General features: G+C 51.7%; 8 protein-coding genes, 1 rRNA gene and 1 pseudogene. 5 read left to right on the plus strand and 5 right to left on the minus strand.

What is annotated here, in order from left to right:
• Positions 1-74: 74 nt before the first annotated feature.
• A 5S ribosomal RNA gene (gene rrf / locus SGBXF1_RS01615) occupies positions 75-190 on the plus strand.
• Between the two features lie 285 nt (positions 191-475).
• Here rrf and actP read toward each other — a convergent pair.
• The 3 genes from actP to acs all read right to left on the minus strand — a co-directional run bounded on the left by actP (position 476) and on the right by acs (position 4,487).
• Positions 476-2,128 carry a cation/acetate symporter ActP gene (gene actP / locus SGBXF1_RS01620; RefSeq protein ID WP_061808703.1) on the minus strand — a complete coding sequence of 551 codons (1,653 nt, stop codon included), beginning with the start codon at positions 2,126-2,128 and terminating at the stop codon, positions 476-478.
• Positions 2,125-2,436, minus strand: coding sequence for a DUF485 domain-containing protein (locus SGBXF1_RS01625; RefSeq protein WP_037426939.1), 312 nt, complete (start codon positions 2,434-2,436; stop codon positions 2,125-2,127). The genes actP and SGBXF1_RS01625 overlap by 4 nt, the downstream gene beginning before the upstream one ends.
• A 92-nt stretch (positions 2,437-2,528) precedes the next feature.
• Positions 2,529-4,487, minus strand: coding sequence for an acetate--CoA ligase (gene acs / locus SGBXF1_RS01630; RefSeq protein WP_061808704.1), 1,959 nt, complete (start codon positions 4,485-4,487; stop codon positions 2,529-2,531).
• A gap of 811 nt (positions 4,488-5,298) precedes the next feature.
• Here acs and gltP point away from each other — a divergent pair.
• Positions 5,299-6,615: a glutamate/aspartate:proton symporter GltP gene (gltP, locus tag SGBXF1_RS01635; RefSeq protein WP_037426887.1), complete on the plus strand. Its 1,317-nt coding sequence runs from the start codon at positions 5,299-5,301 to the stop codon at positions 6,613-6,615.
• Between the two features lie 65 nt (positions 6,616-6,680).
• Here the strand turns inward: gltP and actS are convergent, their stop codons facing one another.
• Positions 6,681-7,433 carry an amidase activator ActS gene (gene actS, locus SGBXF1_RS01640; RefSeq protein ID WP_186427725.1) on the minus strand — a complete coding sequence of 251 codons (753 nt, stop codon included), beginning with the start codon at positions 7,431-7,433 and terminating at the stop codon, positions 6,681-6,683.
• 165 nt (positions 7,434-7,598) lie between these two features.
• Between actS and SGBXF1_RS01645 the strand changes: the two genes are divergently transcribed.
• Positions 7,599-8,345, plus strand: a complete 747-nt coding sequence (locus SGBXF1_RS01645; protein WP_037426891.1) for a sulfite exporter TauE/SafE family protein — start codon at positions 7,599-7,601, stop codon at positions 8,343-8,345.
• A gap of 27 nt (positions 8,346-8,372) precedes the next feature.
• On the opposite strand, the pseudogene SGBXF1_RS01650 reads toward SGBXF1_RS01645, so the two are convergent.
• A pseudogene (locus tag SGBXF1_RS01650) lies at positions 8,373-8,857 on the minus strand (DUF4942 domain-containing protein); the annotation flags it as partial.
• 773 nt (positions 8,858-9,630) lie between these two features.
• Between SGBXF1_RS01650 and SGBXF1_RS01655 the strand changes: the two are divergent.
• Both SGBXF1_RS01655 and SGBXF1_RS01660 read left to right on the plus strand, forming a co-directional pair.
• On the plus strand, positions 9,631-11,241 hold the full coding sequence (locus SGBXF1_RS01655; protein ID WP_186427726.1) for a tryptophan halogenase family protein: 1,611 nt from the start codon (positions 9,631-9,633) through the stop codon (positions 11,239-11,241).
• Positions 11,241-12,323 (plus strand): monodechloroaminopyrrolnitrin synthase PrnB family protein, encoded by a 1,083-nt coding sequence (locus SGBXF1_RS01660; protein ID WP_037426637.1) that lies wholly within the window; start codon positions 11,241-11,243, stop codon positions 12,321-12,323. Before SGBXF1_RS01655 ends, SGBXF1_RS01660 begins: the two co-directional genes overlap by 1 nt.
• The last annotated feature ends 23 nt before the right edge of the window (positions 12,324-12,346 follow it).

Consider the following 12,346-nt stretch of genomic DNA (forward strand, 5'->3'; position numbering starts at 1 on the left):
CTAGATTTTCAGCGATGTTCCGAGATTGGTTCTGATGGCTACGTGAGGTAGCGGTTGGAATGAAACAGAATTTGCCTGGCGGCAATAGCGCGGTGGTCCCACCTGACCCCATGCCGAACTCAGAAGTGAAACGCCGTAGCGCCGATGGTAGTGTGGGGTCTCCCCATGCGAGAGTAGGACACTGCCAGGCATCAAATAAAGTAGAAAGCCCCATGCGAAAGCATGGGGCTTTTTGCTGTGTCTGCTATCCGGAGTTTGGCGCTGGCATGGAGATTAATACAACAACAAGGCCACCCTTACGGATGGCCTTGTTGTTATGTGCGAAAGTAACAAACTGTGCAGCTACGCTACAGCTCGGTATTTCTATTAGCAATATGTTCTCTGCAGCACACCGTCAGCCATCATCCGCCAAGAGAAAAGGCCCCGAAGGGCCTTTGATTAGGGTGTGTTTGTTTTTTTTCACTTATTATTCAGGTTAATGCGAGCTGCCTTGTGAGATCCCCAACCCGGTTTGCGAACGAACAAACTGGGCACGGAAGCGTTCACGTTCTTGTTGTCCGGCCAGAGAACTGTCGGTAACCGAGAACAGCCAAGTGCCGACAAAGGCCACGATCATGGAGAACAAGGCAGGATATTCGTAAGGATAAATCGGTTTCTCATGACCGAGGATTTGCACCCAAATGGTCGGCCCGAGAATCATCAGGATCACCGCCGTCAACAACCCTAACCAGCCGCCAATCATGGCCCCACGCGTAGTCAGGCGCGACCAGTACATTGAAAGAATGATAATCGGGAAGTTACAGCTGGCGGCGATGGAGAATGCCAGGCCCACCATAAAGGCGATATTCTGTTTCTCAAACAAAATCCCCAGCGCAATGGCCACAACGCCCAGTATGACTACGGTAATTTTGGACACTCGCAGTTCGTCACGCTCAGTTGCTTTGCCGTTTTTAATCACACTGGCATACAAATCATGAGATACCGCAGATGCACCCGCCAACGTTAGCCCAGCGACGACGGCCAAAATGGTGGCAAAGGCGACGGCCGAAATAAAGCCAAGGAAGAAGTTACCACCGACCGCATTGGCTAAATGCACCGCAGCCATATTGGTGCCGCCCAGCAGTGCCCCTGTGGCGTCTTTGAACGCAGGATTAGGGCTAACTAACAAAATGGCACCGAAGCCGATAATAAAGGTCAGGATATAGAAGTAACCGATAAAACCGGTCGCATAGAACACGCTCTTACGGGCCTCTTTTGCGTCACTGACAGTAAAGAAACGCATCAGAATATGCGGTAGACCGGCAGTACCAAACATCAGGGCTAACCCTAAAGAAAGCGCTGAAATAGGATCGGAGACCAGCCCTCCTGGGCTCATGATGGCGATACCTTTCGGATGCACCTTCACAGCTTCGGCAAACAGGGTATTGAAGTCAAAATTCACTGATTTCATTACCATTAATGCCATGAAGCTGGCACCTGCCAACAGTAATACCGCTTTGATAATCTGTACCCACGTGGTGGCTAACATGCCACCGAATAAAACGTACAGCACCATTAAAATGCCAACCAAGATAACGGCCACGTGGTAGTTGAGACCAAACAGCAATTGGATCAGCTTACCGGCCCCGACCATCTGTGCAATCAGATAGAGCGCGACAACCACCAGTGAGCCACAAGCCGAGAGCGTGCGAATCGGTTTTTGTTTCAACCGGTAGGAAGCCACGTCGGCAAAGGTGTAACGGCCCAGGTTACGCAGGCGTTCTGCAATCAGGAACAAAATGATCGGCCAACCAATCAGGAAGCCGATGGAGTAAATCAGCCCGTCATAACCCGAGGTATACACCAGTGCAGAAATGCCGAGGAAAGAGGCCGCTGACATAAAGTCGCCAGCAATAGCCAGACCGTTTTGCAGGCCGGTAATTTTCCCGCCGGCAGTGTAGTAATCCTGGCGTGAACGGGTGCGCTTAGAGGCCCAATAGGTGATGTACAGTGTGGCGCCGACAAACAGTACGAACATGACAATCGCCTGAATGTTCAACGGTTGGCGTTTCACTTCACCACCAATGGCATCGGCAAAGGCCAGACCTGGCAGGGTCAGCAAAGCGGCGGCAGACAGTAAACGCTTCATTGCTTCACCTCACGCAGGATTTCTGCAGTCAGGCGATCAAATTCGCCATTGGCGCGGAACACGTAGATCCCTGTGAGAACGAAAGAGATCACGATCAGGCCAACGCCAACCGGGATCCCGCGGGTAATGGTCGATCCTTCGGCGATCGGTGTGCCCAACCACTGAGGATCGAAAGCGATCAATAAAATAAAGCCAACATAGAGGGCTAGCGTAATCAGCGAGAGCAGCCAGGCAAAGCGGCTACGTTTTCGCACCAACTCTATAAAGCGCGGGTTTTCCTCAATCCCTTGATAAATGGTGTCATTCATCAGAGTGTCTCCAGTAGGTATTGAACGAATGCGCCGCGCTTACGGCCGATCAGCGGGTTATTTCCCCTTTGATCGGCCTGAGGCGGCGTAAATTATGACGGCACTTTCATTGATTGTTTTTCTTCCAACAGCTTGTCGACTACGGCCGGATCTGCCAGCGTTGAGGTGTCCCCCAGGTTGCTGGTATCGCCGGCGGCAATTTTGCGCAGGATACGACGCATGATCTTGCCGGAACGCGTCTTGGGCAGCGAATCTGTCCAGTGCAGGACGTCCGGCGTGGCGATCGGCCCTATCTCTTTGCGTACCCAGTTACGTACTTCGGTATAGAGCTCTGGTGAAGGTTCTTCGCCATGATTCAGTGTGATATAGGCGTAAATCGCCTGACCTTTAATGTTATGCGGGATACCCACGACTGCGGCTTCAGCGATTTTCGGGTGTGATACCAGAGCTGACTCGATCTCGGCGGTACCCAAACGGTGGCCGGATACGTTCAGCACGTCGTCGACGCGGCCGGTGATCCAGTAATAGCCATCTTCGTCACGGCGAGCGCCGTCACCGCTGAAATACATGCCTTTAAAGGTGGAGAAATAAGTTTGTTCGAAGCGGTCGTGATCGCCAAACAGAGTACGTGCCTGGCCCGGCCATGAATCGGTGATTACCAGGTTACCTTCACAGGCACCTTCCTGCAGTGTACCTATGTTATCGACCAGCGCTGGCTGTACGCCAAAGAATGGTCGTGTCGCGGAACCAGCTTTTAACTCGGTAGCTCCAGGCAGTGGTGTGATCATAAAACCACCGGTTTCGGTCTGCCACCAGGTGTCGACGATCGGGCATTTGCCGTTGCCGATTTTATTGTAATACCACTCCCAGGCTTCCGGGTTGATCGGCTCACCGACCGACCCCATGATGCGCAGTGAGTCGCGCTTGGTACCTTCAATTGCCTTGTCACCCTCGGCCATCAGGGCGCGAATGGCCGTCGGCGCGGTATACAGGATATTGACCTGGTGTTTGTCGATGACCTGCGACAGGCGGTTTACACCAGGGTAGTTAGGGACACCTTCAAACATCAGGGTAATGGCACCGCAGGCGAGTGGGCCATATAACAGATAGCTGTGCCCAGTGACCCAGCCAACATCGGCGGTGCACCAGTACACGTCGCCATCATGGTAATCAAATACATACTTAAAGGTCATTGCGGCATACACCAGATAACCACCGGTAGTGTGCAGCACACCCTTGGGTTTGCCGGTCGATCCTGAGGTATAAAGGATAAACAACGGATCTTCAGCATTCATCTCTTCTGGTGGGCAATCGGCTGAAACACCTTGGGTGAGTTCATGCCACCACAGGTCACGCCCTTCCTGCCAGTAGCCTGGTTTGCCGGTGCGTTGGAACACGACGACATTGGTGATGCTTTTCACGCCTGGGTTCTTTAATGCATCATCGACATTCTTTTTCAGCGGAACGGCACGTCCGGCGCGCAGGCCTTCATCAGCTGTGATAACCAGCTTGGAATTAGAGTCGATAATACGGCCGGCTACCGCTTCCGGCGAGAAACCACCAAAGATTACCGAATGTACGGCTCCGATGCGGGCACAGGCCAGCATGGCGACAGCGGCTTCGGGTACCATTGGCATATAGATAGCTACGACGTCGCCTTTTTTGACACCCAGCTTTTTCAGCACGTTGGCGAATTGGCAGACATCGTGGTGCAGCTGTTTGTATGTCACTTTTTTTGACTGGGTGGGATCGTCACCTTCCCAGATAATAGCCGTTTGGTCACCACGCTCGGCCAGATGGCGGTCGAGGCAGTTGGCTGCGAGGTTCAGCGTACCATCCTCAAACCAGCGGATGCTGATATGGCCCGGATCGAATGAGGTATTCTTTACCCGGCTATAAGGTTTCATCCAGTCCAGGATTTTTCCCTGCTCGCCCCAGAAGGCTTCTGGGTCTTGCACAGATTGTTGATAATATTGTTGATATTGTGTCGGATTAATCAGGGCGTGTTCTGCAATTGCAGAAGGAATAGCGTGTTTATGCACTTGGCTCATAGCTTTTCTCCTTGAAGTTGTTAATGATATGTCAACTGAAGGTTAAGTATAGTTTGCTCCGATTCTTTGTTTCTTTTTTGCGCGGCAGATCACGCAACGAAGATATTGATTTGTAATAGTTCTGCCTCATTTGCGTGGGGTATCTGCCTGCTTGGCGGGAGAAAACGGTTAGATAGGAAGTTTTGGTCAGAAAACGCTATCTAAAGAACTAAAAAGAATAAACAAGTCACCGGTAAATTCATTTCTATAGAGAATAGTAGACACAATACAGACTGAATTAACTGTCCTTTAAATCATTATGGAGCATAGACTTTCGTTAATATTCGATGTTGATATTAATTCTCTGCTTGCCAGATTGGTTTTTTAATAGTTAAACGGTTCTGGTTAATCTTAACTTTCGATATTTTTCATTTATTCTAGACGATTTTCATTTTTAAAACTTTTACGCAACACAATATAAACACCCGTATCGGACTAAACATGCAAAATTAACGCATATTTGCTGAAATTAAATATCCTGCCACACTCTGGTTTCGTGATGTCCATCACATAAAATTACCCTGTTAATAACAACAAGTTATGTGCATATAAATGAAGATTAAAATTTTAATAGATTAAATTTTGCACTAAAGTCAGATAAAACAAGGCTTGCAGACCATGCCACTCAGATGGTACAGATTTAGATAGCGGCACACTAAGGGCAGGTGATCGCTTCCTGGTTATTAACATAAGCCTGTATTAGATGATTAAGTGCTTTTTTCGTCGCGTTAATATAAATACGCCGAAAAGAGCTTTTGAGGACTTTTTGGGTATGAAGAGTGTAAAAATCAGTCTTGCTTGGCAAATTCTGATCGCATTGGTGCTGGGTGTTATTGTAGGGGCGGTGCTCCATAATCAAACTGAGTCACGTGAGTGGCTGGTCAGTAATATTCTTAGCCCGGCGGGCGATATATTTATTCGTCTGATTAAGATGATTGTGGTACCGATTGTTATTTCTACATTGGTTGTGGGTATCGCCGGGGTAGGGGATGCGAAAAAACTAGGCCGGCTCGGATTGAAAACCATTATTTACTTCGAAGTGATCACTACGATTGCCATCGTGGTGGGGCTGACGTTAGCTAATGTTTTTCAACCCGGCCATGGCATCGATATGTCGACGCTAACCGCGGTCGATATCTCGCAATATGAAAAGACCACGGAGCAGGTACAAAGTGGTTCACATAGCCTGGTGGCGACTATTTTGTCGTTGATCCCATCAAACGTCTTTGCCTCAATGGCGAAAGGCGACATGCTGCCGATTATCTTCTTCTCGGTGTTGTTTGGTCTTGGTCTGTCGTCATTACCGAAAGAAACCAAAGAGCCGTTGCTGAAGGTGTTTAAAGCCGTTTCTGAAAGCATGTTCAAAGTGACTCATATGATCATGCGCTATGCGCCGGTAGGGGTGTTTGGTCTGATCTCAGTGACGGTTGCCAACTTTGGCTTTGCCTCGTTGTTACCGTTGGCCAAGTTGGTGCTGCTGGTATATTTCGCGATTGCCTTTTTCGCACTGGTGGTTCTGGGGGCAGTGGCCCGTTTGTGCAATCTGCGTATTTGGACGCTGATCCGCATCCTAAAGGATGAATTGATCCTGGCCTTCTCCACCGCCAGTTCGGAAACGGTGCTGCCGCGTATCATTGAAAAGATGGAAGCTTATGGTGCACCGAAAGCGATCACCAGTTTTGTTGTGCCGACTGGTTACTCTTTCAATCTGGATGGTTCCACGCTGTACCAAAGCATTGCTGCCATTTTTATTGCTCAGCTATACGGAATTGAGCTTTCCCTGGGTCAGGAAGTTGTCTTAGTGGTGACGCTAATGCTGACCTCGAAGGGCATTGCCGGTGTGCCGGGGGTGTCCTTTGTGGTGCTGTTGGCAACATTAGGCAGTGTTGGGATCCCACTGGAAGGGTTGGCATTTATTGCTGGCGTTGACCGTATCCTGGATATGGCGCGTACGGCGCTGAACGTAGTGGGCAATGCGCTGGCTGTGCTGGTAGTTGCCAAATGGGAACATCAGTTCGACAGCAAAAAAGCGTTGGCCTACGAGAAAGCGTTTTTGTCCGGCCAGGCAAAGCAGATAAGTGAGTCTTAATCGCTTTTTGACGAGATGATAAAAAACCCGCCTGATGGCGGGTTTTTTTATTGTCTATTCCTGGTTCAGCAGGCAGGTGCAGAGCCTTGAGCTGGCAAGAAGCGGAGCGGATCTAATGCGGTGGCACGATAGCGGATTTGGAAGTGCAGCATCACCTTGTCAGTGCCAGTACTCCCCATGGTGGCAATTTTCTGTCCGGCTTTTACTTCCTGAGCATTGCTAACCAGCAGGGTATTGTTATGAGCATAAGCACTGATGTACTCATCATTGTGTTTGATCATAATCAGGTTGCCATAACCTCGCAGCTGATTGCCAACATACACCACCCGACCTTTGGCAGCAGCAAACACGGGCTGGCCGCGGTTACCGGCAATATCAATGCCTTTGTTACCGCCGTCGGCCGTAGAGTACTTACTGACGATATTGCCCTGGGTTGGCCAACGCCAGCATTTGATACTGCTACGGATTGGAGGTGGTGCCGCTGCCGCGATCTGGCTGGCGGATTGTGTTTTGCGGGATTTGCCTTTCTTCGCCGTCGCGTTATTTAACGCCAGCTTTTGGCCAATCTCGAGGTTGTAAGGTTTGGGGATCTTATTGCGTCGGGCTAACTCGCTGACTTCGCTGTTGGTGATCCAGGCAATATAAAACAGCGTATCGCCGCGCTTGACGGTATAGGTGTTGCCGTTATAACTGCCTCTGGCTAACTGATCATAATCGCGATTGTAGCTGTTCGATTTCTTTCCGGAGCCGCACCCCAATAATCCCAGACTGACCACGCACACGGCGATCAGCCGCCATACAGCGAATGTGCTTCCCATACTCAAATATCGTCCTTAAACGTCGTCGCGCTTGATAGTGATCTCCATATAGTACCACCAACGGTCAGGTGGTCAAAAACGCCGCCATAGACTAAATTCTACCGGGCTAAAGCAGCAGGCTTTACCGTTCGGCTCAATAATGTTCATGGATTGGGAACAGCTAATATGCAAGAAACGTTAACGCTATCAAGCTATCTGGTACTGGCAGTCACTTTATTAGTGGCTTATGTCATCTTTGGTATAGCTGGTTTTGGTACTGCATTAGTCGCCAGCCCGGTGATGGCGCTTTATATCCCGGTTGCACAAATCGTCCCTTTGCTGGCGCTGTTGGATATGTGTGCGGCTATTATTAACGTCAGTCGCGATGGACGTAATGCACAGTGGTCGGAATTGAAACGACTGGTTCCATTGATGATAATCGGCAGCTTGTTGGGGGCGGCGATCCTGCTCAAGACTCGGCCAGAAATTCTGTTGCTGGCGCTGGGAATTTTTGTGGTGGTTTACGCGCTCTATTCACTCAGTGGTTTAAAGCCCGCCCGGCAATTTTCACCCAGGGCGGCGGTACCTTTTGGTTTGGTTGGGGGGATATTCAGCGCACTATTTGGTAGCGGCGGTTTTATTTATGCCATCTATCTCAGTGGTAGAGTTGAAAAAAAAGAGGCTTTTCGCATAACCCAGACCACGCTTATTGGCATGAGTACCCTGACCCGTGTGATCATTTTTGCAGTAGCCGGCGTGTATCTGGATGTGGACTTACTGTTGTTGGCATTAGCCTTGGCGCCGGGAATGTTGGTGGGTATTACTTTGGGCCGGCATTTCACCTTGAGGATGTCGCGTGAGCAATTCCTCAAGCTCATCAATGTGATCTTGTTGGCTTCCGGAGCTATGTTGATTGTTAAGTACTTTAGTTGACGGCGATGGCGGGGCGAAGCTGAACTACCAACGGTTATAGCTCACCAGATTGTTCACGATGATTTTTTATCAAATTGACATGGGCTGCTGCTTTTATAATCCCAGCTCAAACCTCTAGACACATTGAACACACCCCGCTCAAAGACTTCAGCTTTGCTGTGGTGTAACTGCTCAAAGGTGCTGAGAATGTGTCCTCACTGATTTCCGGCAAGTCTCCGTCATCCAAGCTTTATTCCACTGGTCACGTGCTTGTGCATCCATCAACGAAAGCATCCCGGACTTCAACATCAGGTCACGTCAGATGCTGCGATCGATGTTACGGGTGATGGCTTTCATCGCTGTTTCCGTTTTTCCGTAAACCAGCAGTCATAGCGATGCCCCGGGCGCATAGCCCAGTCTTTGGCGTTGCCGCCACCAATGGCACTGGTCAGCGTCGATATTTCGCTAAGTTGGTGGATAAGGGCGGTAATTTGTACCAGCGCAGCATTACGCTCAGTGACGATACGCTCAATGCTGGTGTACCAACGGTGGGTTCGCTGTGGCGTGGTAGCCTGTGGGGATGGGAGAAGGAATTATACCCACCAATATTGCCCTCGACGATATGTCAATGGATGGGTATTTGAGGCAGAAAACAATTTCCGAATATCGTTGAGTATTCGTATGAAAGTTAAATGGATAATTGTTTTTAGACTGAATGCTTGACTGTGCAAATAATATTATTCTACGGATATTTTTATACGTAAGTAACGTATGAATCGGTATCGATTATTTTTGTTGGCTGGCAAGTTGATAATGCACCACCTATAACTAACTGGGTGTTTAATTCATAGCATTGTAAGCGTGCTAACAATTCAAAATCCATTAATATCTAATTGATAGGGTATTGATTTAAAGAATAGGAAAAATCTTAACTAGCGGTGGTTGAAAACATAGAACATGAAATTTTAGATAAGGTGCGCCGCCTCTTTTGTTATAAAAATACAGTTAAAATAGTGCGTTATGCGTAAATTGCTTTGGGGTTGCAGGGGTATTATAAGGCTTGTTTTTTATTATTTTGAATAATGATGTGATCTTGTTTTTCCTGCTTTTACCGTAATTCTAACCGGTTGAAAATAATATTTTAACCGGTGGTTTGGTGGTGCTTAATTAGGATTGCGAGGGGGTATTTTGCGTGAGGATATATCACCGAGTTAATTCTAAAACGTAATTTGCACTTTTTAGATTAGATTCTAGTCTGAATTAGAACCTAATTTAACATCTCCACTACTTCCTATGGGAGAGTGTCATGAGCAAACCGATCAAGAATATCGTCATCGTGGGCGGCGGCACTGCGGGCTGGATGTCCGCCTCTTATCTCGTCCGGGCGCTCCAACAGCAGGCGAACATTACGCTCATCGAATCTGCGACGATCCCCCGGATCGGTGTGGGCGAGGCGACCATCCCGAGTTTGCAGAAGGTGTTCTTCGACTACCTCGGAATACCGGAACAGGAGTGGATGCCTCAGGTGAACGGCGCGTTCAAGGCCGGCATCAAGTTCGTGAATTGGAGAACGTCTCCCGACCACTCGAGCAACGATTACTTCTACCATTTGTTCGGCAATGTGCCGAGCTGCGACGGCGTGCCGCTTACCCACTACTGGCTGCGCAAGCGCGAACAGGGCTTTCAGCAGTCGATGGCGTACGCCTGCTACCCGCAGCCCGGGGCGCTCGATGGCAATCTGGCACCGTGCCTGCATGACGGCACCCGTCAGATGTCCCACGCGTGGCACTTCGACGCGCACTTGGTGGCCGATTTCTTGAAGCGCTGGGCCGTCGATCGCGGGGTGAACCGAGTGGTCGACGAGGTCGTGGAGGTCAACCTGAACGAACACGGCTTCATCTCCAGCCTGTTGACCAGAGAGGGCCGAAAGCTGGAGGCTGATCTGTTCATCGACTGCTCAGGCATGCGGGGGCTCTTGATCAACCAGGCTCTGAAAGAGCCCTTCATTGACATGTCCGACTACCTATTGTGCGACAGCGCGGTCGCGACTGCCGTACCCAACGACGACGCGCAAGCGGGGGTCGAACCCTATACCTCCTCGATCGCCATGAACTCGGGGTGGACCTGGAAGATTCCGATGCTGGGTCGGTTCGGCAGCGGCTACGTCTTCTCAAGCAAGTTCACCTCCCGCGACCAGGCTACCACCGACTTCCTCAACCTCTGGGGCCTCTCGGACAATCAGCCGCTCAATCAGATCAAGTTCCGGGTCGGGCGCAACAAGCGATCGTGGGTCAACAACTGCGTCTCTATCGGGCTGGCGTCGTGCTTTTTGGAGCCCCTGGAATCGACGGGGATCTACTTCATCTACGCGGCGCTTTACCAACTCGTGAAGCACTTCCCCGACACCTCGTTCGACCCGCGGTTGGCCGACGCGTTCAACGCCGAAATCACCTACATGTTTGACGACTGCCGAGACTTTGTCCAAGCGCACTATTTTACTTCGTCACGCGAAGACACGCCGTTCTGGCTTGCGAACCAGCACGACCTGCGGCTTTCCGACTCCATCAAAGAGAAGGTTGAGCGCTACAAGGCGGGGCTGCCGTTGACCACCACGTCGTTCGACGATTCCACGTACTATGAGACCTTCGACTTCGAATTCAAGAACTTCTGGTTGAACGGAAACTACTACTGCATCTTTGCCGGCCTGGGCATGCTGCCCGACCGGTCGCTGCCGCTCTTGCAATTGCGACCGGAGTCGATCGAAAAGGCTGAGGTGATGTTCGCCCGCATCCAGCGTGAGGCCGAGCGTCTGCGGGCGAGCCTGCCGACGAACTATGACTACCTGCGGTCGCTGCGCGATGGCGAAGTGGGGCTGTCTCGACCCGGGCCGACGCCCGCGTCGCCGGAGAGCCGGTAGTGGAGCGCGCCCTGGACCGGGCATGCGTATTCGCTGCCACGCACGCTGCCGTGGCAACCTGTGATCCGTTGCAGGCTCGCTCGCTCGTTTTGCAACTGCCGGGCCTGAACCGTAACAAGGACGTGCCCGGTATCGTCGGCTTGCTGCGTGAGTTCCTCCCGGTGCGCGGCGTGCCCTCCGGTTGGGGTTTCGTCGAAGCCGCCGCCGCGATGCGGGACATTGGTTTTTTCCTGGGGTCGCTCAAGCGGCACGGACACGAACCCGTGGACGTGGTGCCCGGGCTCGAGCCGGTGCTGCTCGACCTGGCGCGCATGACCGACCTGCCGCCGCGTGAGACGCTCCTGCATGTGACGGTTTGGAACCCCGCAGCGGCCGACGCGCAACGGAGTTACACCGGGCTCAGCGACGAAGCACACCTGCTTGAGAGCGTGCGTATCTCGATGGCGGCCCTCGAAGCGGCCATCACGGTGACCGTCGAACTGCACGACGTCCCCTTGAGGTCGCCCGCGTTCGCGCAAGGGTGCGACGACCTGGCAGCCTATCTGCAAAAAATGGTCGAATCGATTGTCTACGCATACCGCTTCATCTCGCCGCAGGTCTTCTACGACGAGCTCCGCCCCTTCTATGAACCGATCCGCGTCGGGGGCCAGAACTACCTTGGCCCCGGCGCTGTAGAAATGCCCCTCTTCGTGCTGGATCACGTCCTGTGGGGCTCGCAATCGGACCACCCGGCTTATCAAGAATTCAAAGAGACGTACCTGCCCTATGTACTTCCCGCGTACAGGGCAGTCTACGCCCGGTTCGCTGGGAAGCCGTCGCTCGTCGACCGCGCGATCGGCGAGGCGCGAGTAGGTGCGCAGGGCGAACCCGTCCGGGCCGGGCTGGCGGCGCTCAACCGGATCTTCGTGATCCTGCTGCGCTTCCGGGCACCTCATGTTCAATTGGCGGAGCGGGTGTACGAAGCCGGGCGAAGCGGCCCGGCAATCGGCAGTGGAGGGTACGCGCCCAGCATGCTCGGCGATCTGGTCACGCTCACGCTTGCCGCGCGCTCCCGCATTCGCACCGCTCTCAACGAGTTCTGACGCGCACGGCCATCTGTTCCATC

This window comes from Serratia grimesii (genome assembly GCF_900186025.1).
GTDB lineage: Bacteria > Pseudomonadota > Gammaproteobacteria > Enterobacterales > Enterobacteriaceae > Serratia > Serratia grimesii.